Here is a 25967-nt window from a genome sequence, read left to right on the forward strand (position 1 = left end):
CGCTATTGCGTAAATCTTAAGAAAGCGCCGCGCCGGCCATGGCAAAGTGTCGGCCTCGGGGGGCGGTTCTGTGTCGAAACGGTACGGTCGTCAACCGGCCGCCGCAGTCTCGCGCGTCCGCGCCGCCCTCTGTTCGCGCCAGATGATGAAGAGACCGGAGGCGACGATGATGGCGATGCCGACCCATTTCCATGCATTGGGGAAATCGCCGAACAGCGCATAGCCGAGGATCGTCGCGGAGATGATCTCGAAGTACTGGAACGGCGCCAAAAGCGACAGCGGCGCCAGCCGGAAGGCCCGCACCACGAGCAGATGCGCGTAACCCGACAGCGAGCCGAGGATCAGAAGCAGCGTCAACGTAAGCGGCGAATCCGGCAGGGAAACCGCAAAATCCTCGACCCCGCCGAGGTTGCCGACCGCAAGCGCCGCCGCCATGAACATCATGCCGCCGAATCCGGAAATCGTCTGCATCGTCAGCGGGGAATCGCCTTCGCCGACCGCGCGATTGAGAAACATGTAGATGGCATACAGAAAGGCGCAGGCGACCGGCAGCAGCGAGGTGAAGCCGAAGACGGCGAAGCTCGGCTGGATGACGATCAGCGCGCCGCCGAAACCGACCACGATCGCAAGCCAGCGCCGCCAGCCGACCCTCTCCCCGAGAAAGATGGCCGACAGCGCCGTCAGGATGAAGGGTTCGACGAAATAGATGGCGAAGACGTCCGCCAGCGGCATGTATTTCACCGCGATGAAGAAGAGCAGGCTCGCCGCGCCGTGCAACACCCCGCGCAGGATGTTGAGCCAGGGGCGCTTCGCCCGGAAGGCATCCCGTCCCATGACCGTCAGCAACAGCGGCAGCGTGCAGACGAGCTGGAAGAAGAAGCGGTAGAACGTCACCTGCCCCGGCGACATGCCGCCATAGGTCGACAGGTATTTGGCGATCGCATCCATGCCCGGCAGGATGAGCATGGCGAACGCCATTAGCCCCATGCCCTGCATGATATGCTGCCTCAAATGATCCGCCGTGGACGTCTGCATGTGCATCTTCCAGAATTGCTGCCGCAGCCGGCGGCAGCGTCGGTGCGGTCGCAATCGCAGGCCCCCGCTCACTGCGCTCTTCAACAGCACGGCCCGCCACGTGGTCAAGCCCCGGTTTCGAAGGGCCTTCGTCGGCGCCTGTGCCACGCGCGGCGCAATTGGGGTAGAAAAGCAAGGAGCCGCCCCATAAGCTTGTCGTAACGACAACGGAGGCCGTCATGGCAAATACCGGCGACGACCGGCCCATTCCCTTTCGTTCCCGCCGCGCCGATGGGGACACGCTCGGCGGCCGCATCTGGCATGCGCGCGATGCGCTGGACATGTCGCTTGCCGAACTGGCGGCCCGTCTCGGGCTTCCCGAAGACACCGTCGGCAGTTGGGAGCGGGACCACGCCGAACCCCGCACGAGCGCGCTTTTCATGCTGGCCGGCGTTCTGGGAGTGTCTCCGTCCTGGCTGATCGCAGGCATTGGCGACGCACCCTCGCCCAACGACGAACTGGCCAAGCCATTGCTGGAGCAGTTGAACCAGATCCGCATGCTGCACGAGCAGACCGGCCGCGCGATCGAAGCCCTCGAGGCCGAGATTGCCAGTCTTGCGATGCGCAGCCGCCACAAGGAAGATTGATCAATATCGGGCTTGAGTAGCCGTCTGCGCTCTGCAATGGTCCGCGCCCGAGAGATTCCATCGTCATATAAGGAGAAAAATCATGGACGTACGTGCAGCCGTCGCCGTTCAGGCAGGCAAGCCGCTGGAAATCATGACCGTACAGCTGGAAGGCCCGCGGGCCGGCGAGGTGCTGATCGAGGTCAAGGCCACCGGCATCTGCCACACCGATGACTTCACCCTGTCCGGCGCCGATCCCGAAGGCCTGTTTCCGGCGATCCTCGGCCATGAAGGCGCAGGCGTCGTCGTCGATGTCGGCCCCGGCGTCACCTCGCTAAAGAAGGGCGACCACGTCATTCCGCTCTACACGCCGGAATGCCGCGAGTGCTATTCCTGCCTGTCGCGCAAGACCAACCTCTGCACCTCGATCCGCGCCACGCAGGGCCAAGGCCTGATGCCCGACGGCACTTCGCGCTTCTCAATCGGCAAGGACAAAATCCACCACTACATGGGCTGCTCCACCTTCGCCAACTACACGGTGCTGCCCGAGATCGCGCTCGCCAAGGTCAACCCGGACGCGCCCTTCGACAAGATCTGCTACATCGGCTGCGGTGTCACGACCGGCGTCGGCGCCGTCATCAACACCGCCAAGGTCGAGATCGGCTCCACGGCGATCGTCTTCGGCCTCGGCGGCATCGGCCTGAACGTGCTGCAGGGCCTGCGGCTTGCCGGCGCCGACATGATCATCGGCGTCGACATCAATCCGGACCGCAAGGCATGGGGCGAGAAGTTCGGCATGACGCACTTCGTCAATCCGAAGGAAGTCGGCGAAGACATCGTGCCCTATCTCGTCAACATGACGAAGCGCAATGGCGACCTCATCGGCGGCGCCGACTACACATTCGACTGCACCGGCAACACCAAGGTCATGCGCCAGGCGCTCGAAGCCAGCCATCGCGGCTGGGGCAAATCGGTCATCATCGGCGTCGCCGGCGCCGGCCAGGAAATCTCGACGCGCCCGTTCCAGCTGGTCACCGGCCGCAACTGGATGGGCACGGCCTTTGGTGGGGCACGCGGCCGCACCGACGTGCCGAAGATCGTCGACTGGTACATGGAGGGCAAGATCCAGATTGATCCCATGATCACCCACACCATGCCGCTCGAAGACATCAACAACGGCTTCGAACTGATGCACAAGGGCGAAAGCATCCGTGGGGTCGTCGTCTATTGACGGCCACCCTGCCCTATACGGTCGACGTGCGGAGGCTCGACGCGTTCTCCGCACGCGAACTCTATGCCATGCTGAAAATGCGGGTGGACGTCTTCGTCGTCGAGCAGAATTGCCCCTATCCCGAGCTCGACGGCAATGATCCGGACTGCCTGCATCTGCGCCTGCTGGACGGGGAAGAGCTCCTTGCCTGCGCGCGCCTGTGGCGGCCGACGCCGGACGCCCATCCTCGCATCGGCCGTGTCGCCGTCTCGCCCGACCACAGGGGAAAACGGCTCGGCGAAGCCCTGATGCGCGAGGCCATCGCGGAGTGCCAGAAGGCCTATCCGAACGAGACGATCGAGCTGTCTGCCCAGAGCCATCTCCAGCGCTTCTACGCCTCCTTCGGCTTCGAGCCGATTTCCGCGGAATACCTTGAAGACGGCATCCCGCATGTGGACATGTTGAGGCCTGTTCAGTGATTTACGTCGATGCAGATGCCTGCCCGGTGAAGCCGGAAATTCTCAAGGTCGCCGAACGCCACGGCCTGGCCGTGACGCTCGTCGCCAACTCCGGCTTGCGGCCCTCGCGCGATCCGATGGTGAAGAACGTCATCGTCTCGGGAAGCTTCGATGCGGCCGACGACTGGATCGTCGATCACGTACAGGCTGGCGACATCGTCGTGACCGCCGATGTTCCGCTCGCGGGGCGCTGTGTGGCCAAGGACGCGCTCGTGACCGGGCCTACCGGACGGCTTTTCGACAAGGCCAACATCGGCATGGCGACTGCCATGCGCGACCTCGGCCAGCACCTGCGCGAAACCGGCGAGAGCAAGGGCTACAACGCCGCCTTCTCGCCGCGCGACCGTTCGGCCTTCCTCGAGACGCTGGAACGGCTGTGCCGCCGCGCCAAGTCCGCCCAAGGCGGCAGCCAGGAAACCGGCCAGCCATGAGCCCGCCGCCCGTCTCCCCGACCGCACGCGGACGCCACCGCCCCTTCTACATAGCCGCGATCGCCGCACTCATCGTCCTGCCGGCAGCACTCTGGCTGCATGCGGTGATCGCCCCACAACTCGGCGCGATCACCTTCTTCACCCTGTACCTGGCCCTGATCGCGCACCGCCTGCCCTTTCTGACCGGCGCCTATCTGCGCAACCATGCGCTGGACAGCGACGCGCCGGCTCCCATCATCCTTGCGGTGACTATCGGCGCCTTCGCCATCTCGCTTGCCTCCCTCTTCGTCGTTCTCAACGAGGCCGGCGCGGTCGATCCGCTGGATGTCGGCATCCTTCGCTTCGGTGGTGCTCGGCTGGTTCACCATCCACACCATGGCGTCCGTCCATTACGCGCACATGTACTGGCGCCCGCATGGCGGCAGGAAGCTGGAGCCGGTGCAGCGCGGCTTCGATTTTCCGCAGACCGATTCGCCCGGCATCTACGATTTTCTCTATTTCGGCTTCGTCGTCGGCATGACGGCCCAAACCTCGGACGTCGCCATTACCACGACCGAGATGCGCAAGCTCAACGTCGTGCACGCGATCGTTTCCTTCTTCTTCAACACCGTGCTGGTCGCGGCCGCAGTCAATGCGGCCGTCGCACTCGCCTCGTGACTACCCAACATTTCGGAGTTCCCATGAAAGTCCTTTCCCAGAATCAGGCCTTCGGCGGCATGCAGGGCGTCTTCGCCCACGATGCGCTTTCCACCAATTGCGAGATGACGTTCGCCGTCTTCGTTCCGCCGAAAGCGATCAAGGAACCCTGCCCGGTCCTCTGGTATCTCTCCGGGCTGACCTGCACGCATGCCAACGTCATGGAGAAGGGCGAGTATCGCCGCATGGCCGCCGAACTTGGCCTGATCGTCGTCTGCCCCGATACCAGCCCGCGCGGCAATGACGTCCCCGATGAACTGACCAACTGGCAGATGGGCAAGGGCGCCGGCTTCTACCTCGACGCCACCGAGAAGCCCTGGGCCGAACACTACCAGATGTACACCTACATCACCGAGGAACTGCCGGCATTCGTGGCTCAGCATTTCCGTGTCGACATGGACCGGCAGGGCATCTTCGGCCATTCCATGGGCGGGCACGGCGCCATGACGATCGCGCTGAAGCATCCCGACCGCTTCAAGAGCTGCTCGGCCTTCGCCCCGATCGTCCAGCCCTCGACTGCCGACTGGTCCTCCGGTTCCTTCGAAAAATATCTTGGCGCCGACCGGGCGGCCTGGCGGCAGTACGACGCCTGCGCACTGGTCGAGGACGGAGCCCGTTTCCCGGAATTCCTGATCGATCAGGGCAAGGCGGACGGATTCCTGGAAAACGGACTGCGCCCCTGGCTGTTCGAGGAGGCGATCCAGGGCACCGACATCGGCCTGACGCTGCGCATGCACGAGCGCTACGACCATTCCTACTACTTCATCTCAACCTTTATGGACGATCACCTCAAGTGGCACGCCGCCCGTCTTGCGTGAGGCGGCTGCGGCACCTTGACGGAAAGCCATGGCGCCCGCGCATGACCGCATTGCGCGGACGCCTCTTGCCATTCGACACCCGGATGGCGATATAGACGGCCAGCAGACGGCTGCTGCCTCAACGTCGAAGGCGTTGCGGTGACGATCGCGGGGACGGCCCCGCTCCTTTCAAACGGAGCAGGACATGTCCTGGACATTGCTCGTACTCGCCGGCCTCTTCGAAATCGGCTGGGCCATCGGCCTCAAATATACTGAAGGCTTTACCAGGCCTCTTCCCACCGCCCTGACAGTTGCCGCCATGATCGTCAGCATCGTGCTGCTCGGCCTCGCCGTCCGCAACCTGCCGATGGGCACCGCCTATGCGGTGTGGACCGGCATCGGCACGGTCGGCACCGTCATCCTCGGCATCGTACTCTTTGCCGAGCCGGTGACGGCGATCCGTCTCGGCTGCATCGCCCTCATTGTCACCGGCATCATGGGACTGAAGTTCGCAGCCTGACGGTCCAGTCTCTCAGCTTCGCCGGTTGTCTAACGCGAAAGCGCCCGGCCCGGCGAAGACCAGATAAAGGAAAATGAAGCAGAAGGAGATCGCGGCGTCGCCGCGATTGTTCACCGGCCAGAAGTCCGCCGGCATGTGCGCGACGAAATAGGCAACCGCCATAAAGCCGCACAACACGAAGGCGACCGGACGGGTGAACAGGCCGATCAGCAGCAGACCACCGCCGACGATTTCCAGCACGCCCGCAACCCCGATCAGGTTCATCAGGTCCCCGAACGGCTGGGCCGCTGGCGGAAAATTGAAGAATTTCTGCGTGCCGTGCTCGATGAACTGCAGCGCCGTCATGATGCGCAACGCCGCCAGCGCTTGCGGCTGATAGAGGGAAAGGCGTTTCGAAATCGTCATGCTCACCTCCCTGCGCGGATGGCACCGCCAGAAGGCGAATTATCCCGCCTTCACTGGGGAGCGATCAAGAGCGAAAGAGACAGCCATGCCGAGCGGCGCCCCGCCCTCCGACGTGCCCAAGCTGTAATAAGCAGGTCGCCTCTTGTCGAGATCTGCTCAGTTGCAGCGCGTCGTCGCGGTGACGACGCAGGGTGCCGGCACCGCGCCGGCATTCGCATTGGCTTCCGTCTTCGGCTTGCGCACGCGCGGGCGCACCGTCAGCGCCGCCTCGCTCGGAATGATGACCGGCTCGCTCGCGGCTGCGGCAGGCTTTTTCGGAGACGTCGACGCGGCGGCCTTCGAAGAGGCCGTCCGATGCGGACGCTGAGCCTTGGCCGGACGGTTGCGTGCCACCGGTGCCGCCCTGACCGGCGCAAGGCTGTAGGCGATTGCCACGCGCTGCGCGATCGCGTTGGCCAGCGCGCGGTCGGCGGCCTTGTTGCCTGTCATGAAGCTGTTGACCGTAAAGCGTTCGCTCGAAACAGGCGCGCCCGAGCCGTCCCTCAGCACGACGGTGACGTCCGCCGAGTTGCGGCCGACCTGCGCACCGCCGCCACGAACCTCGTTCGACAGTCGAACGTCCATCACGACCCGCGGCACGGCAACCGGCCGGCGCGTCGATCTAGCGGCGCGCTGCAGTTGCTGTGCAGTGAGCTTCCTGACGACCGGCGAAACGGAAGCGTCGGCTGCCACGGAAACCTTGCGGATATCCTTCAGCGTTTCGGCGTGGGCGGTAGCGGAAAATACGAGCATCGCCAGCGCGGCGAACGATGCACGAAGGAAGGGCATCAGCATGAAAATTGCATCCGAATGCTGCAGCATTTCCTGGAAAGGGTAAAGCGGCCTATCCATCGAAAATGCATAAATACAAAGCTTTTGAACGTTGCCAGCGAACCCGTCTTCACCGGAAATGCTCTGGATCAGGCGCAGCTTACGACGAATCGTCCGCCCCATGCCTTTGCACGGATGGCGATGCCGGTGCAATCGCGCCGGGCGTCACCATTCGGCAGAAAACCCTAAAAATGGGTGAATCGTATCGCCGACGATCAAACTGCGGCGAAATGCGGGCCACGGAATGCGGCGGGAACAGCTGCTCCCGTCGCCGCCGGCGCCGCTCAGCGCGCCTTCAACGCCTCGAAGACGGTTGCTGCGACCTGCATTTCCTGCCAGCGGGCCTCGCGCCTGCGAAACGCTTCCTCGTCCGTGCCCCAATGTTCGATCTGCCAGTCTTCATCGACATGGGCGAGCTTCCAGGCCGTCTCGGCATCGAGGCGACCATAGGCAAAGGCGAGCGCCAGAAGCGCCGATCCGGTCAGCGTCGTCACCGTATGGATACAGGCGATCTCCAGCGGTGAGGTGAACCTCGCAAGTGCCGCCGCAAAGGCGGCGATCGCCGGGGCCGGCTGCTCCTGATGGATCACGCCCTCGGCGAGAATGAAGCGTGCGCCAAAGGTATCTGCGGCCCAGGCCAGCACCGGATCCCAGCTCAGGCGCTGGATTTCCACCAGCCGTTCCGGGCCGTCGGCGCGGTAGCAGATCATGTCCGTTCCGGCAAAGCGGACCATTTCCTCGATCACGGCGTCGCGGTTGTCGGCGACACCGTCGAGCGCGGTGTTGACGAGCCGCGTGACCGGCATCTTCGCAGCATCGACCTCTTCGGCCTGCGCGTCCCATTCGTTCTTCAGATATTCCGCCAGCGCCGCCGTCTCAACCGCGAGCGCCCGCTTGGCCGGCGTGCGCACGACACGCCCGTCGAGCTGGACGGCATAGCCGTCGTCCGTCAGGGCCACGACCACGTCCTTGTAGAACCGTTTCGGCAGCGGTCGCTTCATCTGGATCTGCGCCCGTCGCACCGGATCGGGATCGCTCATTGCATTGGAAAGGTCTGAGAGAATGTCACGCATCAGCAAGTTCCAGCCATTCGAGAAGTTCGGCCGGCTCCCTTAGAATATGGTCCGCACCCGCCTCGACGAGCTCGGGCACGCTGGCATAGCCCCAGGCGACGCCAACGGCCTGCGCACCGGCGGCCTTTGCCATCTGCATATCGTAAATCGCATCGCCGATGACAACCGTGCGCGCAGCATCGATGCCCGCTTCGGTGCAGCATTCGGCAACCATGGCCGGATGCGGCTTCGAGGGGCAGTCGTCCGCCGTGCGCGAGACGAAGAAGGTCTTTTCGAAGCCGTGCGTCAGCCGGATCGAATCGAGCCCGCGCCGCGACTTGCCAGTCACAGCCCCCAGCAGCATGTCGTCCTGCCGCTCCAGCCGGCGGATCAGCGGTTCGATGCCGGGAAAGAGCGGCTCCTGGAAGCCGGCCTCGGATCGCACGCCCATGAAAATCTTCTTGTAGTGCGCCGTCATCGCCACGGCCTCCTCGTCGACATGGCTCTTGCCGTGCAGACGGGCGATGGCGATGTCGAGCGTGAGCCCGATGATACTCTTGGTCGCGGCCAGTTCCACCCGCTCGTAGCCGAAATCGGCAAACGTTCGCGCCATAACCTCGTGGATCAGCTTCGCGCTGTCGACCAGCGTGCCGTCGCAATCGAAGAGGACAAGCCGCATCAGTCTTCCTCTTCCGCTGCGTTCTTGTCGAAACCGAAGACGTTCCAGGTCTGCACCATGTGCGGCGGCAGCGGCGCGGTCACGCGCAGCCGCCCGCCCGAGGGGTGCGGAATGTCGATGTGGCGGGCATGCAGGTGCAGCCGGTTCTGCACGCCACCCGGAAAGGTCCAGTTGGTGTCCGCATCGAAATATTTCGGGTCGCCGATGATCGGGTGGCCGATATGGGCGGCATGGACGCGGAGCTGGTGGGTACGGCCCGTATAGGGTTCCATCTCCAGCCAGGCGAAATTCTGCCCGGCCTGTTCGAGGATGCGGTAGTAGGAAACGGCGTGGTCGGCTCCGTCCTCGCCATGCTTGGCGATACGCATGCGATCGCCGTCGGGCGTCTGCTCTTTCACCAGCCAGGTGGAGATCTTGTCCTCGCGCTTGCGCGGCACGCCCTTGACGATGGCCCAGTAGGTCTTCTTGGTATCGCGCTCGCGGAACGCCGCCGTCAGCTTCTGCGCCGCACCGCGCGTCCGCGCGATGACGAGCACACCGGAGGTATCGCGGTCGAGCCGGTGCACGAGCCGCGGCTTCTCGCCCTTCTGGCTCGTCCAGGCCTCCAGCATCTTGTCGATATGCCGCGTCACGCCCGACCCGCCCTGCACGGCAATACCGGCGGGCTTGTTCAGAACGAACACCTTGTCGTCCTCATGCAGGAGCATGCGCGACAGCAGCTCGCCGTCGGGGGAATGCTTCAGGTCCCGGCCGCCGATCGGCCCGGCCTTGATTTCCTTCGCATCCACGTTCATTGGCGGCACGCGCACGGTCTGGCCCGGCTGGACGCGCATGTCGGTCTTGGCGCGGCCGCCATCGACGCGCACCTGCCCGGATCGCAAAAGCTTCTGCAGCTGGCCGAAGCCCAGTCCGGGATAGTGGACCTTGAACCACCGGTCGAGCCGCATGCCCGCCTCGTCGTGGTCCACCTGCCTGTGTTCGATACCTGCCATCTTCGCCTTCTCTCGGTAAGCGCCGTGCTTTAGCGCATAACCGGGAAAAGCGAAAACGGTTTTCCACACCCGCTCATCCATGCGCCATGCGGCGCCGCCAGTTTGGCAACGGGGTCAGAACGCCCGGAAGGTCAGCGTCGTGAGCGAGCGCACGATACCCGGGATCGTCGCGATGTGATCGTTGATGAACTTGCCGATGTCCTCTTCGCTCTCGACATAGATCTTGAGCAGGAGGTCATAGTCGCCGCTGGTCGAATAGAGTTCCGAGATCAGTTCGGTGGCGTAAAGGGCATCGGCGACCTCGTAGGTCTTTCCGGGGGCGCATTGCAGCTGCACGAAGATCGGCTTCATCGGACCACTCCGCCGCCTATCGGCGGCACCTTGTCAACCCGGCCCCGACGCAGGGCCTTCGGCGGCTTTATGACGGAGATCGCACGGATGGCGCAAGAGGGCGGTGTGCTTTTGCCGCAGGCGCCGGGCGGCCAATCGTTAAAACTTGCCTAAATCTCGACGGCCGGTCTTAGCGACCGGGAAATCCGTTCGGGCTAATGAAGCAGGATTGCACAAAAGGTATTGCCGAACGCCATGACACAGATCATCTCCGTTTCCCCCAGCACCGCAGCCTATGCGGCACAAGCTTACAAGACCACGCCTCGATCCGCGACCGCCCTTGAGCAGGAGGTCGCCAACGCAGCAGAGACGGCAAAGGCAGACAACGACCGGCTGAAAGCGGAGCGCCTGGCGATCAAGTCGACGTCCCTGGATCTGGCTCTCCTCACCATGCAGCGACGCCGCGAGACCAATCCGGAATTGGTGGCACGGCTTTATGCCGAAAATGCCGAAGAGGAAGAGGCTGGCGAGGACCGCTGAGGCGCAACTACCGCAATCATCCCCCGTCGAAATCAGCCGCCTGTATCGCCCCGGTATCGTCCGGGGCATTCTTGCTTTCGGGCTCCGTTCGACAGCCGCATGATCGAGGGCGACAAATAATTGTCCATGGACGACGCTACACTCTTGCCAAATCGTCGGGCGCGCCGTTATGTGGCGAAGACCTCGCTGGGAGAAACCGGTTTCGAACCGGTGCCGAAGGAGCAACCGCCCCGGAAACTCTCAGGCAAAAGGACCAGCAAGGTGCCGACAGGACTCTGGAGAGAGGCGCTCACGCGCCCGCCGAAGGGATAACAATCTCAGGCGACAAGGACAGAGGGGGCTCATAAGAACGGCGCGAAAGCGCCAGAGATGGGCCGGCGCGCGAGCGCCAGAAGACTGGAGGGCGGCTTTGAACGTCGCGTCTGACCTCAAGAAAACCCCGCTGCACGACCTCAACGTCTCGCTCGGCGCACGCATGGTGCCGTTTGCAGGCTACGAGATGCCGGTGCAGTTTCCCGCAGGCGTGCTTAAGGAGCACCTGCATACCCGGGCTGCGGCAGGCCTCTTCGACGTGTCGCACATGGGCCAAGTGATCGTCCGCGCGCGCTCCGGCGACAATGCCGACGCGGCGCACGCGCTGGAAAGCCTTGTACCGGTCGATGTCGCAGGCCTGCCCGAAGGCCGCCAGCGCTATGCGCTGTTTACCGGCGAAGACGGCGGCATTCTCGACGACCTGATGATCGCCAACCGTGGCGACCACTTCTTCGTCGTCGTCAACGCCGCCTGCAAGGATGCCGATTTCGCGCACCTGCAGAAGCATCTCAGCGATACCTGCGAGGTGACGATGCTTTCCGACCGTGCGCTGATTGCCCTGCAGGGGCCGCGCGCGGAAGCGGTGCTTTCCGAACTCTGGGCCGACATCGCCGGCATGCGCTTCATGGACGTGCGCGCCTGCGACCTGCACGATGCCGACTGCATCGTCTCGCGCTCCGGCTACACGGGCGAAGACGGATTCGAGATCTCGATCCCCGCGGACAAGGCCGAAAAGGTCTGTCGCCACCTCCTCGACCATCCCGACGTCCTGCCGATCGGTCTCGGCGCCCGCGATTCGCTGCGGCTGGAAGCCGGCCTCTGCCTCTACGGCAACGACATCGACACGACGACGACACCGGTAGAGGCGGCCCTCGAATGGGCAATCCAGAAGGTGCGCCGCAGCGGCGGCGATCGCGCCGGCGGTTTCCCGGGCGCGGATGCCATCCTCGGCCAGTTCGCCTCCGGCGCCACCCGACGCCGCGTCGGTCTCAAGGTCGACGGCAAAGCCCCGGTCCGCCCTCCGGCCAGGCTCTATTCGGACGCAGACGGCAAGGCCGAGGTCGGCCACGTCACCTCCGGCGGATTCGGTCCCAGCATCGAGGCACCCGTTGCGATGGGCTACGTGCCGGTTGCGCTCTCGGCGCCGGGAACGCGGCTGTTCGCCGAGGTACGCGGCAAGTACCTGCCCGTCACCGTCGCCGTCCTGCCCTTTGTCCCCAACACTTTCAAGCGCTGACCGATGATTGCCATCGCATTCCGATCGCCCCTCACCCTGACCCTCTCCCCGCAGGCGGGGAGAGGGAACGGAAAGGGGCGTGCCCAGCCACCTTCGCCTCGCCCGCGGGGAAAAGGTCCCGGCAGGGGGATGAGGGGCAACCGCACAGTTTCACAAACAGACTTTCCCAGAGAGGAACCGAGATGTTGAAATTCACCGCAGAACACGAGTGGCTCAAGATCGATGGCGGCGTCGCCACGGTCGGCATCACCACCCACGCTGCCGAGCAGCTTGGCGATCTCGTCTTTGTCGAACTGCCCGAGGTCGGCTCTAGCTTCGACAAGGGCGGCGACGCCGCCACCGTCGAGAGCGTCAAGGCCGCCTCCGACGTCTACAGCCCGCTCGACGGGGAGATCGTCGAGGTCAACCAGGCGATCGTCGACGACCCCTCCCTTGTCAACAGCGACCCGCAGGGCGCCGGCTGGTTCTTCAAGCTGAAGCTAAAGAACACGGCCGATGCCGAGGCTCTTCTGGACGAGGCCGCCTACAAGGAGCTCGTCGGCTGATGAACCTGCCCAAGGACTTCACCTTCACCGATTACCAGCCCTACGACTTCGCCAACCGCCGCCACATCGGCCCCTCGCCGGCCGAGATGGAGGCGATGCTGAAGGTGATCGGCTATGACAGCCTGGACGCGCTGATCGACGACACGGTGCCGGAGTCGATCCGCCAGACGACGCCGCTCCAATGGGGCGCACCGATGTCCGAACGCGAAGCGCTTGACAAGCTGCGGGAGACCGCCAACAGGAACCGCAAGCTCGTCTCGCTGATCGGCCAAGGCTACTACGGCACCATCACCCCGCCGGTGATCCAGCGCAACATCCTGGAAAACCCGGCCTGGTATACGGCCTACACGCCCTACCAGCCCGAGATCAGCCAGGGCCGGCTCGAGGCGCTGCTCAACTACCAGACCATGGTCTGCGACCTGACCGGCCTCGACATCGCCAACGCCTCGCTTCTCGATGAAGCGACGGCTGCAGCGGAAGCCATGGCCATGGCAGAGCGCGTTTCGAAATCGAAGGCGACCGCCTTCTTCGTCGACGAAAACTGCCATCCGCAGACGATCGCTCTGCTCAAGACCCGCTCCGAGCCGCTCGGCTGGACGATCGTGGTCGGCAATCCCTTCGAGGATCTGGTTCCGGCCGAGGTGTTCGGCGCGATCTTCCAGTATCCCGGCACGTTTGGCCACGTGCATGATTTCACCGGCGTCATCGCCGACCTGCATGCGGCCGGCGCGATCGCCGTCGTCGCGGCCGACCCGCTGGCGCTGGCGCTGCTGAAGTCGCCCGGCGACATGGACGCCGACATCGCCATCGGCACAACCCAGCGCTTCGGCGTACCCGTCGGCTATGGCGGTCCGCACGCGGCCTACATGGCGGTCAAGGACGCCTACAAGCGCAACATGCCCGGCCGCCTCGTCGGCGTCTCGGTCGATGTACGCGGCAACCGCGCCTACCGCCTGTCGCTGCAGACCCGCGAACAGCACATCCGCCGCGAGAAGGCGACGTCGAACATCTGCACCGCCCAGGTGCTCCTCGCCGTCATGGCCTCGATGTATGCTGTCTTCCACGGACCGCAGGGCATCAAGGCTATCGCCCAGCAGGTCCACCGCAAGGCCGTGCTGCTGGCCAAGGGGCTGGAGAAGCTCGGCTATAGCGTCGAGCCGGACGTCTTCTTCGACACGATCACCGTCCATGTCGGCAAGTTGCAGGGCATCATCCTCAAGACTGCGGTCGCCGAAGAGGTCAACCTGCGCCAGATCGGCGACGATCGCATCGGCATCAGCCTGGACGAGCGCTCGCGCCCGGTCACGCTGGAAGCCGTCTGGCGCGCCTTCGGCGGCGACTTCAAGGTATCTGACTTCGAAGCCGACTACCGCCTCCCGGAAGGTTTGCTGCGCACGAGCGCTTACCTGACGCACCCGATCTTCCACATGAACCGCGCCGAAAGCGAGATGACCCGCTACATCCGCCGCCTCGCCGACCGCGACCTGGCGCTCGACCGCTCAATGATCCCGCTCGGCTCCTGCACGATGAAGCTGAACGCGACCGCCGAAATGCTGCCGATCACCTGGCCGGAATTCTCCGAGATTCACCCTTTCGCCCCGGCCGACCAGGCCGAAGGTTACAGGGAACTGATCGACGACCTCTCCGCCAAGCTATGCGCCGTCACCGGCTACGACGCGGTCTCCATGCAGCCGAACTCGGGCGCGCAGGGCGAATACGCCGGCCTGCTGACGATCCGCGACTACCACATCGCCAACGGCAACCCGCATCGCGACGTCTGCCTGATCCCGACCTCCGCGCACGGCACCAACCCGGCCTCGGCGCAGATGGCCGGCATGAAGGTCGTTGTCGTCAAGGTCGGCGACGACGGCGACATTGACATGGATGATTTCCGTGCGAAAGCAGAGCAGTACGCGGAAAATCTCTCGTGCTGCATGATCACCTATCCTTCCACGCACGGCGTCTTCGAAGAAAACGTGCGCGAGGTCTGCGAGATCGTCCACAGGCACGGCGGCCAGGTCTATCTCGACGGCGCCAACATGAACGCCATGGTCGGGCTCGCCCGCCCCGGCGACATCGGCTCCGACGTCAGCCACCTGAACCTGCACAAGACCTTCTGCATTCCGCATGGCGGCGGCGGCCCGGGCATGGGTCCGATCGGCGTGAAGGCGCATCTGGCGCCCTTCCTCCCGAAGGATCCGCGCACCGCCGAAGCCGGCGCGGTCTCCGCGGCACCCTTTGGTTCGGCCTCGATCCTGCCGATCTCCTGGAGCTACTGCCTGATGATGGGCGGCGAAGGGCTGACGCAGGCGACGAAGGTGGCGATCCTCAACGCCAACTACATCGCCGCCCGGCTGAAAGGCGCCTATGACGTGCTCTACAAGTCGGCGAAGGGCCGGGTCGCACACGAGTGCATCGTCGACACGCGCCCGCTGGTCGACAGCGCCGGCGTGACGGTTGACGACGTGGCCAAACGCCTCATCGACTGCGGCTTCCATGCACCGACCATGAGCTGGCCCGTGGCAGGCACGCTGATGATCGAGCCGACCGAATCCGAGACCAAGGCCGAGCTCGACCGCTTCTGCGATGCGATGCTAGCGATCCGCGAGGAAGCCCGCGCCATCGAGGACGGCCGGATGGACAAGCTCAACAACCCGCTGAAGAACGCCCCGCATACGGTGGAAGACCTCGTCGGCGAATGGGATCGCCCCTATTCGCGAGAGCAGGCCTGCTACCCGCCCGGTGCCTTCCGCGTCGACAAGTACTGGTCGCCGGTCAACCGCGTCGACAACGTCTACGGCGACCGCAACCTCGTCTGCTCCTGCCCGCCGCTGGAGAGCTACGCGGAAGCGGCGGAGTAATCTGGATATCGCAGCAATTGACCTCGGTCTGCGGGCCGGGGTCAGCCCCCCTCCCGGCATCCATCGCCAAAGCCATCGATCTTTTTCGGGCGTCGGCCGCAGCCGGCAGTTGCGCCGTCCGGGCACCAAAAAGGTCCGCTCCGCTCCTACCCACGGGGCAGCACAACGATGAAACGGGCCCCGTCTCTGTAGGACGTATCGAGCGCCACGGTGCCGGAATGGCTTTCGACGATCCGCTGCGCCAGCGCAAGGCCGATGCCCGTCCCGTCATAGACCCTCTCGTCCTGATGCAGACGCTGGAACAGCCCGAAAACCGCTTCGGCGTGCTTCGGATCGATCCCGATGCCGTCATCCTCTACAACGATACGCACACTGTCTGCCGTCCCTTCCCCATAGATCCTGACGGTAGGCTTTGAATCCCGGCGCCGATATTTGATGGCATTGCCGATCAGGTTCTGCATCAGGCGGCGCAGCAATTCGGGGTCGCCCCTCACGGGGGGAAGAGCTTTGGCTTCGATCGTCGCACCCGCCTCCCGGATATGCCCCTCCAGCAACGACAGGGCGTCCGCAACGACCGCGTCGAGCGACACGGATTTTACGTGCCGGATCTGGTAGGCGATCTGCGCATATTCCAGAAGGCGATCGACCAGCTTCTGCATCCGGAACGCGGCCCGCCGCATATAGGCGGCGTGCGTCGCAAGATCATCCAGTTGGCCGCGCTCGATGTCATCCAGTATCATCTCGGCAAAGGAGGCAATGTGGCGGATCGGGGACTTCAGGTCGTGGGAGACGGTCGCTGCGAACTGGTTCAGCGCCTCGTTCTTGCGCTGCAATTCCCGCGCCTGTTCGGTCAGACGCTCATGCTGGCGCTTCAACTCGGTCACGTCGCGACCGGCGCCGACAAACTCCGTCGGCAGACCGTTCTCGAAACTGGCCGTTGCAGTCCACAATAACCAACGTTCCTCGCCCGCAGCATTGCGGATTGCAAGCTCCACCGTCGCAAGGGGATTGTCGGGCGTCAGCCGTTCTAGCTCGTCAATGACCGGTTGCTCGGTAGAAACCAGGTCCATCACATGCGTGCCGACGAGCTTCTCGGGCGTCGAGCCGTAAAACGTAGCGTAGTGCTCGTTGCAGAAGCGGATCACCATATCCTTATCGGTCCGGACGATCAGGTCCGGGAGAAGCTCTAGGAGCTTCGTATGCTGCCTGTTCCTGGTTTCAAGCTCATGCTCGATCGCCTTGAGATCGGTGATATCGATTCTCAGGCCGACAACCTCGCCGCTGTCCATCACGTGGCTCTCGGACCGTATCCAACGACCATCGGCACGTTGAACCGTGTGGACCTGTCCGTCCTCACCGCGATGGTCCCTGAGCCGGGACTGGATCATGGCCTCCGCCTCCGGCGTTCCCGGCACAATGCCCCGGTAGATGCCGGCGCCGACATTGGCGCGGATTATGCTCTCGACCGTTGCCCCGACGCGAACGGCATCCTTCGCCGCTCCACACCCATCACGAAAAGCGCGGTTGAAGACCAGGATCTTCTCGTCCCGATCGAAGATCGCGACCCCCTCGGGAATGGTGTCCAGGGCGGAATAGATGCGGCTGCCGAGCAGAACCTGCTCGCCGTGGCTTCCCCCCGTCAAAAGGCTCCTCAGCAGAAGCGCATAGCCTGCCTCGCCGTCGGTGCTTCTGATGGAGATCACATGTGCGGACGCCTCGAAGTCCGATTCGTCCGCCCGGTTGAAGCGAAGGGTGTGGCTGTGCGCCCGGCCCGCGACCGCATAGCCCTGCAACCTGGGCACAAGGTCGGCTTGTCCGAGAACCGCAGCAAGCGGTTCGCTGCCGTCCCCCTTCCACCCGAGCGCCCTGCGTGCCGCATCGTTCAGGAAGAAGCCGGTGCCTGCGGCATCCGTCAGGATTACCGGAAACGGCATCGATTCGTAGAGCGATTCTGAAAAGTCCTGCGGCGATTGCATGTCGGTGAACGCCACCTCCCGGGAGCATAGGCCGATCTTTCCAATGGTCGCGCGGCCGACAGCCCGACACCCATTGCTCGGCAATACCGTCAAGTATCAACGCGGATTGAAAATGAATGCAAGCAAAGCGTGCCGGAAGAAGCGATCGGCCGCTCAAAAGACCTTACGCAAGTGTCTGCAGAGGTCCCTGCTTATCCGACGCGAACGGTGGGCGCACCGGCAGCAGCCAGAGCTGCGAGGTCTGCCGGCTTCAGCTCGACGGATTCACCGCAACCGCAAGCAGACGTCTGGTTCGGATTGTTGAAGGTAAAGCCGGAACGGAGCTTCGTCACCTCGAAATCCATCTGTGTGCCCAGCAGGTAGAGGACCGCTTCCGGGGCAATCCAGACACGGGCACCGGCGTGCTCGACAAGGTCGTCCTTCTCGTTCGGCGCTGTCACGAGGTCGACGGAATATTCCATTCCGGCGCAACCGCCCTTCTTGACGCCGACGCGAATGCCCTTGGCATCGTCGCCTGCATTGTCCACGATCGCCTTCACGCGATCGGCGGCGGCATCGGTAAGCGTCATCACTGCAAAGGCCATCGGCCAGTTCTCCTTCGCCAGCCGGGTTCAAGGCCCGGCGGTTCCGAAACAAATGTAGAGGCGGTCGCCTGCGGGATCAATAGTTTGACACTGTCAAAGTCACGGGGGCGCCTCACCCTTCGGCAACGCGGTCAGTACCAGCCGACCGCCACCTGCGCCTCTTCCGACATGCGGTCCGGCGTCCACGGCGGATCGAATACCATCTTCACCTCGACGCCAGAGACGCCTTCGACGGCGCCGACCGCATTCTCGACCCAGCCCGGCATTTCGCCTGCCACCGGGCACCCCGGCGCGGTCAGCGTCATGTCGATCTTGACCATGCGGTCGTCTTCGATGTCGATCTTGTAGATCAGGCCGAGTTCGAAGATGTCGGCGGGAATTTCGGGATCGTAGACCGTCTTCAGGGCCGAGATGATATCGTCGCTGAGGCGCGCCAGCTCATCTCCGGGGATTGCCGAATTGACGATCCCGTCTCGGGCATCGGTCTTGTCTTCGGTGGCATCGATAGACATTTCGAACTCCTCAGGCGAAGAACTTGCGGGCATGGTCGAGCGCATCGGCCAGAACATCGACCTCGGCGCGGGTGTTGTACATGCCGAACGATGCGCGGCATGTGGAGGTCACGCCAAAGCGTTTCAAGAGCGGCTGGGCGCAATGGGTACCGGCGCGGACGGCGACACCTGCCCGGTCGATCACCATCGACACGTCATGGGCATGGATACCCTCCAGCTCGAAGGAGAAGATCGAGCCCTTGCCGGGCGCGGTCCCGAACATCTTCAGGGAATTGATGGACGACAGGCGTTCGTGAGCGTAGGCCGAAAGGTCCGCCTCGTGCGCCGAGATCGCCGCACGCCCGATCTTTTCCATGTAGTCGAGCGCGTAGCCGAGCCCGATCGCCTGCACAATCGGCGGCGTGCCGGCCTCGAAGCGGTGCGGCGGGTCATTGTAGGTGACGATGTCTTCCGTCACTTCCACGATCATCTCACCGCCGCCCTGGAACGGCCGCATCTGGCGTAGCCGCTCCTTCTTGCCGTACAGCACGCCGATGCCGGAAGGCCCGTAGAGCTTGTGGCCGGTCATCACGTACCAGTCGCAGTCGATGTCCTGCACGTCCACCGGCAGATGCACGGCCCCTTGCGAACCATCGACCAGCACCGGGATGCCGCGCTCGCGGGCGATCGCGCAGATCTCCTTCACCGGCACGATGGTGCCGAGCGCGTTCGACATGTGCGTGATCGCGATCAGCTTCGTCTTTTCGGTGAGGCATTTGACGAAGTCCTCGACGTGGAACGCGCCCGTATCGTCCACCGGTGCCCAGACGAGCTTCGCACCCTGTCGTTCGCGGATGAAATGCCAGGGAACGATGTTGGAATGATGCTCCATGATCGAGATGACGATCTCGTCGCCTTCCCCGATGTTCGGCATGCCATATCCGTACGCCACCGTGTTGATCGCCTCTGTCGAGGACTTGGTGAAGACGATATCGTCAACCGAGGGTGCATTCAGGAACCGCCGCACCTTTTCGCGCGCGGCTTCATAGGCATCGGTTGCCGCGTTCGAGAGGAAATGCAGGCCGCGATGGACGTTCGCATACTCGTTCGAATAGGCATGCGCCACCGCATCGATCACGACCTGCGGCTTCTGCGCGGAGGCGCCGTTGTCGAGATAGACCAGCGGCTTGCCGTAGACTTCGCGCGACAGGATCGGAAAATCCCGGCGGATCGCCTCGACGTCATAGCTGGAAACCGGCTTGATCTGGTTCATCTCGACAATCCCGTCACGCGTGCTTTTCCAGCCAGTCGGAAATGACGCCTTCCAGCGCCTCCACCAGCGTCTCGTCTTCCAGTTCCTCGACGATCTCGGCGACAAACGCGTTGACCAGCATGGCGCGTGCCTTGTTCTCCGGAACGCCGCGCGCCATCAGGTAGAACAGCTGCGTGTGGTCGATGTCGATCACCGTCGCACCGTGTCCGCACTGGACGTCGTCGGCGAAGATCTCCAGCTCAGGCTTGGCCGAGAACTCGGCATCGTCGGAGAGCAGCAGCGTGTTGCAAGACATCTTCGCGTCGGTCTTCTGCGCGTCCTGTGCGACGCGGATCTGCCCCTGGAACACGCCGCGGGCGCGGTCAAGGACGACATTGCGGATGACTTCGGTCGAGGTCGTATGCGGAACGTCATGGCCGACGGTAAAGGTCACGTCCGTGTGGCTCTCGCCGCCGAGAAGGTTGATGCCGCGCAAGGTCAGGTCGGAGCCCTCGCCGGCAACGGCGATATGGATCTCCTGCCGGACGAGCTTGCCGCCGCCATTGATGACATACAGGCGCAGCTTTGCGTTGGCGCCGAGTTCGGCCTTGAACTGTGCGAGATGCGTATCCGCCTCGCCTTCCGACTGGAAGATGATCCAGGTGACCTCGGCATCGTCTGCCAGCCGCATGTCGGTGACGGATGTGACAAGTGCCGCATCCTCGCCGGTCGCCAGATGCCGCTCGATCACCGTTGCCTTGGCGCCGGCACCGAACCGCACCGGAAAGCGCGTGTTGACCTGGCCGCAATTCTGCACCGACTGGATCTCGATTGGCGCTTCGAAAGCAGCACCCTCGGCAATCTCGACGATCAGGCCGTCGCGCACGAACGACCCGTTGATGCGCCCGATGACGTCGTCGGCGTCGCGGGCGACGAGCCCTGCTGCAGCCGATCCGTCAAGCAGCGTATCGGCGTAACTCTTGGCCGTGATGCCCTCCGGCAGCAACCGCGTATGCGCCTTGCCGTTGACGACCGAAAGCACCGTGGAGCCCGGCACGATCGGCTCGACCCTCTGGGCGCTGGCGCCGTGAAGGAATGCCGGCACGGACTTCAGCAGTGCCTTCAGATCCGTATAGTGCCATGCCTCGACGCGACGCGTCGGCAGGCCGGCCTCCTTCAGGTCGCTCAACAGCGTATCGCGGGCAAGAAGCGTTGCGCCGTCGCCCGGCAGTTCGCCGACCTGTTCGTTATAGGATTCGACCAGAGCTGCTTCCGCCGCCGTCAGCTTGATCCCTGCTTGGATGTTCATGGATCGCGTCCTTCCCGGCTCAGGCGGCTGCCCCGATGATATCGGCATAGCCGTTGGCTTCGAGTTCATGCGCCAGCGTCTTGTCGCCCGACTTGATCACCTGGCCCTTGTAGAGCACATGCACGGTATCAGGCACGATGTAGTCGAGCAGGCGCTGGTAGTGGGTGATGACGATCACGGACCGATCCGGCGCACGCAGCGCGTTGACGCCGTCGGCGACGATCTTCAGCGCGTCGATGTCGAGGCCGGAGTCCGTTTCGTCCAGCACGCAGAGCTTCGGCTCGAGAAGTGCCATCTGCAGGATTTCGGCGCGCTTCTTTTCGCCGCCGGAAAAACCGACGTTGAGCGGACGGCGCAGCATCTCGGGCGAGATCTGCAGCTCGGCGGCCGCCTCCTTGACGCGACGCATGAAGTCCGGCGTCGTCAGTTCGTCCTCGCCGCGCGCCTTGCGCTGCTCGTTCATCGCAACCTTGAGGAACTGCATGGTGGCGACGCCGGGGATTTCGACCGGATATTGGAAGGCCAGGAACACGCCCTTCGCCGCGCGCTCCGCGGGATCGAGCTCGAGGATGCTCTCGCCGTTGTAGAGAATATCGCCCTCGGTAACCTCGTAGTCCTCGCGGCCGGCAAGAATGTAGGAGAGCGTCGACTTGCCCGAACCGTTCGGCCCCATGATGGCGGCGACCTCGCCGTCGTTGACGGTCAGGTTCAGCCCACGGATGATCTCGGTGCCGTCCTCGGCGATGCGTGCGTGCAGGTTCTTGATTTCAAGCATTTCGTATCTCTCAATCTTCTTTCTTGCTTCCGAACAGGAAGCGATCACTGGGTTCCAGCCAGAACACAATCGCCAGGACAATTGCGGAAACCAGTCCGATTCCCCTTGCCCATGACCAACCGGCGATCAGTCCGGCGACGCCGAGGAAAAGACCTAAGACCGAGAGGAAGATGGTCAACACCATCAGCTTCAGCCCGAACGTCATATTGTCCCTCGACCCTCAAATGTATCTGCGGCTAGCCGACCGAGCCTTCCAGCGAGATGCTGATCAGCTTCTGCGCCTCGACGGCGAATTCCATCGGCAGTTCCTGGATCACTTCCTTGACGAAGCCGTTGACGATCAGCGCGATCGCCGCTTCCTCAGGGATGCCGCGCTGCAGGCAGTAGAACAGCTGGTCCTCGGAGATCTTCGAGGTCGTCGCCTCGTGCTCGAACTGGGCCGACGAATTCTTCGCCTCGATATAGGGCACGGTATGCGCGCCGCAGCGGTCACCGATCAGGAGCGAATCGCACTGGGTGAAGTTGCGCGCGTTCTCCGCCTTCCGGTGGGTCGAGACCTGGCCGCGATAGGTGTTCTGCGAGACGCCGGCGGCAATGCCCTTCGAGATGATGCGGCTCGACGTGTTCTTGCCGAGGTGGATCATCTTCGTGCCAGAATCGATCTGCTGGTGGCCGTTCGAAACGGCGATCGAGTAGAACTCGCCGCGCGAACCGTCGCCGCGCAGAACGCAGGACGGATACTTCCAGGTGATCGCCGAACCGGTTTCCACCTGCGTCCAGGAGATCTTCGAATTCTTGCCGCGGCAATCCCCACGCTTGGTGACGAAGTTGTAGATGCCCCCCTTGCCTTCCTTGTCGCCCGGATACCAGTTCTGGACGGTGGAATACTTGATCTCGGCATCGTCCATCGCCACGAGCTCGACCACGGCCGCATGCAGCTGGTTCTCGTCGCGCTGCGGCGCGGTGCAGCCCTCGAGGTAGGACACGTAGGCGCCTTCCTCGGCAATGATCAGCGTGCGCTCGAACTGGCCGGTGTTCTTCTCGTTGATGCGGAAGTAGGTGGAAAGCTCCATCGGGCAGCGCACGCCCTTCGGAACGAACACGAACGAGCCGTCGGTGAACACCGCCGAGTTCAGCGTCGCATAGAAGTTGTCGGTCGTCGGTACGACGGAGCCGAGATACTTCTTCACCAGCTCCGGATACTCGCGGATCGCCTCGGAGATCGACATGAAGATCACGCCGGCTTTCTTCAGCTCTTCCTTGAAGGTCGTGACGACCGAGACCGAATCGAACACGGCGTCGACGGCGATCTTCGAGGTCTGCACGCCGGCCAGGATCTCCTGCTCGCGCAGCGGAATGCCGAGCTTCTCGTAGGTCTTCAGAATTTCCGGATCGACGTCGTCGATCGACATCGGGCCGCTCTGGTTCTTCGGCGCGGCATAGTAGTAGAGGTCGTTAAAGTCGATCTTCGGATAATCGACGCGCGCCCACGTCGGCTCTTCCAGCGTCAGCCAGCGGCGATAGGCGTCCAGGCGCCATTCGAGCATCCACTCGGGCTCGCTCTTCTTGGCCGAAATGAAGCGGATGATCTCTTCGGAAAGGCCCTTCGGCGCCTTTTCCATTTCGATCGTCGTCTCGAATCCGTATTTGTACTGGTCTACGTCAATCTGACGGACCTGGTCGATCGTTTCCTGCACCGCAGGCATCTCGTTCTCCAATCTTTCCGGATCCAAGGTCCGGAAGCTTGTCAACGTCTGGCGGGTTTCCGCCGGTTATGTAGGCGCCAGAAGGGGCTTTTCACACCTTTTGGCAAGCAAAATCTTGCGCTTTTGCAACTTTCATCAGGCCGCAGCGACACCTTGCCGCCGCCGGCCCGCAATCCTGCCGAACGCTTCGAGAAAGCGCTCGACATCCGTCTCTGTCGTCGTTGAACCCAGTGAGACGCGCAGCGCCCCGAGCCCCGCATCGAACCCCATGGCCGTCAGCACGTGGCTGGCGCCGACCTTGCCCGAGGAGCAGGCTGAGCCCGCCGATATCGCAATCCCCTCGAGATCGAAGGCGATCTGTCCGGTCTCGGACTTCAGTCCCGGCAGACTGAAAAAGGTCGTGTTGCACAGGCGCGAAACGTCGCGGCCATGGATGATCACGTCGCCTGCCAGCTCGGTCATCCGCGCTTCCATCCCGTCGCGCAGGCGTAAAATCGCAGCCGTGCGCTCCTCCAGCCCGCCTGTCGCCTCGCGCGCCGCTGCGGCAAAACCGGCGATGGCCGTCGCATTCTCGGTACCGGAGCGATGACCCTTTTCCTGCCCGCCGCCATGGATGAGCACTTTCGGCATCAGCACCTCGCCGCGCGAGACGAGCGCACCGGCGCCCTTCGGTCCGGAGAGCTTGTGCGCCGAGAGGATCATGAAGTCGGCATCGAGTTCGATGATCGACAGCGGCAACCGGCCCGCGGCCTGCACGGCATCGACCACGAATATGCCGCCGGCCTTATGGACGATATCCGCAGCCTGCCGCACCGGCTGCACGATACCGGTTTCGTTGTTGGCCAGCATGATGGCGACCATCGGCAGCCCCGCGGCCCTATCGTGGGCTTCGAGAAGAGCCTTCAGCGCGTCCAGATCGACGAGACCGGCCGGCGTGACGGGAATTTCGGTGACGTTTTCCCGATCGAAACGCCCACCCTCGCGCACGGCCGGATGTTCGATTGCCGAGACATAGAGCCTGCCGACCGAAAGAGGTGTCCGTCCCATGCGGAAATCGGGGGTCAGGACCATGTTGGCGGCCTCGGTCGCGCCGCTGGTGAAGATCACATGCGCGGGTTCCGCACCGACCAGCGCCGCAACGTCACGGCGCGCACCGTCGATCAGCGCGCGCACCGCCCGCCCCTCGCCATGCACAGACGAGGGATTGCCCTGCAGGTCGAGCGCGGACAGGACAGACTCGCGCGCCGCAGCCGAAAGCGGCGCGGTCGCGTTCCAGTCCAGATATGTCCTCTTCCGTCCAGACATGATCGCAAATCAGCTCCAATGTGCTCCTATGGCAGCGCGGCGAGCATTTTTCTTGAAATTTCCGCCGGGCTTGCCGTAAGAGACGAACCTCGATACGCGCATAGCGTAGCAAAGTTTCGAATGGTTCTAAACTAGTTTCTAGAAAAGCTGACTGGTTTCGTCAAGACTTCCAGCGCGGTCGAAACGGTTTTTGATCCGCAAAACACGTCGGAGTACGAATGCCCGAAATCATCTTCAACGGACCTGCCGGTCGCCTCGAAGGCCGCTACCAGCCTTCGAAGCAGAAGAACGCCCCGATCGCGATCATCCTGCACCCGCACCCGCAGTTCGGCGGCACGATGAACAACCAGATCGTCTACCAGCTCTTCTACATGTTCCAGAAGCGCGGCTTCACCACGCTGCGCTTCAACTTCCGCGGCATCGGCCGCAGCCAGGGCGAGTTCGATCATGGCGCGGGCGAGCTTTCCGATGCGGCATCCGCGCTCGACTGGGTACAGAGCCTGCATCCGGATTCCAAGAGCTGCTGGGTGGCTGGCTACTCCTTCGGCGCCTGGATCGGCATGCAGCTTCTGATGCGCCGGCCGGAGATCGAGGGCTTCATGTCCATCGCTCCGCAGCCGAACATCTACGACTTCTCCTTCCTCGCCCCCTGCCCGTCCTCCGGCCTGATCATCAACGGCGATGCCGACAAGGTAGCACCGGAAAAGGACGTCAACGGCCTGGTCGAGAAGCTAAAGGCGCAGAAGGGCATCCTGATCACGCACAAGACCGTGCCCGGCGCCAACCACTTCTTCAACGGCCAGGTGGAGACACTGATGGCCGAATGCGAGGACTACCTCGATCGCCGCCTCGCCGGCGAACTGACGCCGGAACCGGCTGCAAAGCGCATCCGGTAATCCCACGCCGCCCGCCGATCCGGGCACACCGCCACCAT

The 25967-nt window shown here is 63.5% G+C and carries 27 protein-coding genes, 1 pseudogene and 1 riboswitch; of the genes and pseudogenes, 12 read left to right on the forward strand and 16 right to left on the reverse strand.

What is annotated here, in order from left to right:
• Positions 1–90: 90 nt before the first annotated feature.
• The gene (locus tag CRO48_RS16145) at positions 91–1035 is read right to left on the reverse strand and encodes a DMT family transporter (protein WP_245423549.1); all 945 of its coding nucleotides are present in this window, start codon (positions 1033–1035) and stop codon (positions 91–93) included.
• A gap of 218 nt (positions 1036–1253) precedes the next feature.
• Between CRO48_RS16145 and CRO48_RS16150 the strand changes: the two genes are divergently transcribed.
• The 7 genes and pseudogenes from CRO48_RS16150 to sugE all read left to right on the forward strand — a co-directional run bounded on the left by CRO48_RS16150 (position 1254) and on the right by sugE (position 5812).
• A complete protein-coding gene (locus tag CRO48_RS16150; protein ID WP_097140896.1) occupies positions 1254–1661 on the forward strand; it encodes a helix-turn-helix domain-containing protein in 408 nt (135 codons plus the stop codon).
• Positions 1662–1743: 82 nt separating this feature from the next.
• Positions 1744–2871: an S-(hydroxymethyl)glutathione dehydrogenase/class III alcohol dehydrogenase gene (locus CRO48_RS16155; RefSeq protein ID WP_097140897.1), complete on the forward strand. Its 1128-nt coding sequence runs from the start codon at positions 1744–1746 to the stop codon at positions 2869–2871.
• The gene (locus tag CRO48_RS16160; protein ID WP_097140898.1) at positions 2868–3329 is read left to right on the forward strand and encodes a GNAT family N-acetyltransferase; all 462 of its coding nucleotides are present in this window, start codon (positions 2868–2870) and stop codon (positions 3327–3329) included. The genes CRO48_RS16155 and CRO48_RS16160 overlap by 4 nt, the downstream gene beginning before the upstream one ends.
• Positions 3326–3799: a YaiI/YqxD family protein gene (locus CRO48_RS16165; RefSeq protein WP_097140899.1), complete on the forward strand. Its 474-nt coding sequence runs from the start codon at positions 3326–3328 to the stop codon at positions 3797–3799. Before CRO48_RS16160 ends, CRO48_RS16165 begins: the two co-directional genes overlap by 4 nt.
• A pseudogene (locus tag CRO48_RS16170) lies at positions 3796–4456 on the forward strand (DUF1345 domain-containing protein). Before CRO48_RS16165 ends, CRO48_RS16170 begins: the two are co-directional and overlap by 4 nt.
• A gap of 23 nt (positions 4457–4479) precedes the next feature.
• Entirely contained in the window at positions 4480–5313 is an 834-nt protein-coding gene (gene fghA, locus CRO48_RS16175) for an S-formylglutathione hydrolase (protein ID WP_097140900.1), read from the forward strand.
• Between the two features lie 184 nt (positions 5314–5497).
• Positions 5498–5812, forward strand: a complete 315-nt coding sequence (gene sugE / locus CRO48_RS16180; protein WP_097140901.1) for a quaternary ammonium compound efflux SMR transporter SugE — start codon at positions 5498–5500, stop codon at positions 5810–5812.
• A 12-nt stretch (positions 5813–5824) separates the two neighbouring features.
• On the opposite strand, the gene CRO48_RS16185 is transcribed toward sugE, so the two are convergent.
• The 6 genes from CRO48_RS16185 to CRO48_RS16210 all read right to left on the reverse strand — a co-directional run bounded on the left by CRO48_RS16185 (position 5825) and on the right by CRO48_RS16210 (position 10161).
• Positions 5825–6217: a DoxX family protein gene (locus tag CRO48_RS16185; protein ID WP_097140902.1), complete on the reverse strand. Its 393-nt coding sequence runs from the start codon at positions 6215–6217 to the stop codon at positions 5825–5827.
• A gap of 156 nt (positions 6218–6373) precedes the next feature.
• On the reverse strand, positions 6374–7051 hold the full coding sequence (locus CRO48_RS16190) for a hypothetical protein (RefSeq protein WP_141402064.1): 678 nt from the start codon (positions 7049–7051) through the stop codon (positions 6374–6376).
• Positions 7052–7371: 320 nt separating this feature from the next.
• Positions 7372–8160 (reverse strand): ATP12 family chaperone protein, encoded by a 789-nt coding sequence (locus CRO48_RS16195; RefSeq protein WP_097140904.1) that lies wholly within the window; start codon positions 8158–8160, stop codon positions 7372–7374.
• Positions 8153–8818 carry an HAD-IA family hydrolase gene (locus tag CRO48_RS16200; protein WP_097140905.1) on the reverse strand — a complete coding sequence of 222 codons (666 nt, stop codon included), beginning with the start codon at positions 8816–8818 and terminating at the stop codon, positions 8153–8155. The genes CRO48_RS16195 and CRO48_RS16200 overlap by 8 nt, the downstream gene beginning before the upstream one ends.
• Positions 8818–9810, reverse strand: a complete 993-nt coding sequence (locus tag CRO48_RS16205) for an RluA family pseudouridine synthase (protein ID WP_097140906.1) — start codon at positions 9808–9810, stop codon at positions 8818–8820. The genes CRO48_RS16200 and CRO48_RS16205 overlap by 1 nt, the downstream gene beginning before the upstream one ends.
• Positions 9811–9924: 114 nt before the next feature.
• On the reverse strand, positions 9925–10161 hold the full coding sequence (locus CRO48_RS16210; protein WP_097140907.1) for an Lrp/AsnC ligand binding domain-containing protein: 237 nt from the start codon (positions 10159–10161) through the stop codon (positions 9925–9927).
• Between the two features lie 234 nt (positions 10162–10395).
• Here CRO48_RS16210 and CRO48_RS16215 point away from each other — a divergent pair, with 234 nt between their 5' ends.
• The 4 genes from CRO48_RS16215 to gcvP all read left to right on the forward strand — a co-directional run bounded on the left by CRO48_RS16215 (position 10396) and on the right by gcvP (position 15635).
• Entirely contained in the window at positions 10396–10680 is a 285-nt protein-coding gene (locus tag CRO48_RS16215) for a hypothetical protein (protein WP_097140908.1), read from the forward strand.
• Positions 10681–10857: 177 nt separating this feature from the next.
• Positions 10858–10946, forward strand: a riboswitch (glycine riboswitch).
• 143 nt (positions 10947–11089) lie between these two features.
• Positions 11090–12229, forward strand: coding sequence for a glycine cleavage system aminomethyltransferase GcvT (gene gcvT / locus CRO48_RS16220; RefSeq protein ID WP_097140909.1), 1140 nt, complete (start codon positions 11090–11092; stop codon positions 12227–12229).
• Positions 12230–12411: 182 nt separating this feature from the next.
• On the forward strand, positions 12412–12774 hold the full coding sequence (gcvH, locus tag CRO48_RS16225; RefSeq protein WP_097140910.1) for a glycine cleavage system protein GcvH: 363 nt from the start codon (positions 12412–12414) through the stop codon (positions 12772–12774).
• Positions 12774–15635 carry an aminomethyl-transferring glycine dehydrogenase gene (gcvP, locus tag CRO48_RS16230; protein WP_097140911.1) on the forward strand — a complete coding sequence of 954 codons (2862 nt, stop codon included), beginning with the start codon at positions 12774–12776 and terminating at the stop codon, positions 15633–15635. The genes gcvH and gcvP overlap by 1 nt, the downstream gene beginning before the upstream one ends.
• Before the next feature lie 146 nt (positions 15636–15781).
• On the opposite strand, the gene CRO48_RS16235 is transcribed toward gcvP, so the two are convergent.
• The 9 genes from CRO48_RS16235 to CRO48_RS16275 form a co-directional block, all read right to left on the reverse strand.
• A complete protein-coding gene (locus CRO48_RS16235) occupies positions 15782–17611 on the reverse strand; it encodes a PAS domain S-box protein (RefSeq protein WP_141402065.1) in 1830 nt (609 codons plus the stop codon).
• A gap of 191 nt (positions 17612–17802) precedes the next feature.
• A complete protein-coding gene (gene sufA / locus CRO48_RS16240; RefSeq protein ID WP_097140913.1) occupies positions 17803–18195 on the reverse strand; it encodes a Fe-S cluster assembly scaffold SufA in 393 nt (130 codons plus the stop codon).
• Positions 18196–18326: 131 nt separating this feature from the next.
• Positions 18327–18707: an SUF system Fe-S cluster assembly protein gene (locus tag CRO48_RS16245; protein ID WP_097140914.1), complete on the reverse strand. Its 381-nt coding sequence runs from the start codon at positions 18705–18707 to the stop codon at positions 18327–18329.
• A gap of 10 nt (positions 18708–18717) precedes the next feature.
• Positions 18718–19959 (reverse strand): cysteine desulfurase, encoded by a 1242-nt coding sequence (locus tag CRO48_RS16250; protein ID WP_097140915.1) that lies wholly within the window; start codon positions 19957–19959, stop codon positions 18718–18720.
• A 13-nt stretch (positions 19960–19972) separates the two neighbouring features.
• Positions 19973–21247: a Fe-S cluster assembly protein SufD gene (gene sufD, locus CRO48_RS16255; protein ID WP_097140916.1), complete on the reverse strand. Its 1275-nt coding sequence runs from the start codon at positions 21245–21247 to the stop codon at positions 19973–19975.
• A 19-nt stretch (positions 21248–21266) separates the two neighbouring features.
• Complete coding sequence (sufC, locus tag CRO48_RS16260; RefSeq protein WP_097140917.1) at positions 21267–22022, reverse strand: Fe-S cluster assembly ATPase SufC; 756 nt, start codon at positions 22020–22022, stop codon at positions 21267–21269.
• Positions 22023–22032: 10 nt separating this feature from the next.
• The gene (locus tag CRO48_RS16265; protein ID WP_097140918.1) at positions 22033–22227 is read right to left on the reverse strand and encodes a hypothetical protein; all 195 of its coding nucleotides are present in this window, start codon (positions 22225–22227) and stop codon (positions 22033–22035) included.
• Between the two features lie 31 nt (positions 22228–22258).
• Entirely contained in the window at positions 22259–23728 is a 1470-nt protein-coding gene (gene sufB / locus CRO48_RS16270; RefSeq protein WP_097140919.1) for a Fe-S cluster assembly protein SufB, read from the reverse strand.
• A 135-nt stretch (positions 23729–23863) separates the two neighbouring features.
• The gene (locus CRO48_RS16275) at positions 23864–25033 is read right to left on the reverse strand and encodes a cysteine desulfurase family protein (protein WP_097140920.1); all 1170 of its coding nucleotides are present in this window, start codon (positions 25031–25033) and stop codon (positions 23864–23866) included.
• Between the two features lie 218 nt (positions 25034–25251).
• Between CRO48_RS16275 and CRO48_RS16280 the strand changes: the two genes are divergently transcribed.
• Entirely contained in the window at positions 25252–25929 is a 678-nt protein-coding gene (locus tag CRO48_RS16280; RefSeq protein WP_097140921.1) for an alpha/beta hydrolase, read from the forward strand.
• Positions 25930–25967: the final 38 nt, after the last annotated feature.

The sequence above is a fragment of the Rhizobium subbaraonis genome (genome assembly GCF_900220975.1).
GTDB classification, from domain to species: Bacteria; Pseudomonadota; Alphaproteobacteria; order Rhizobiales; family Rhizobiaceae; genus Mycoplana; species Mycoplana subbaraonis.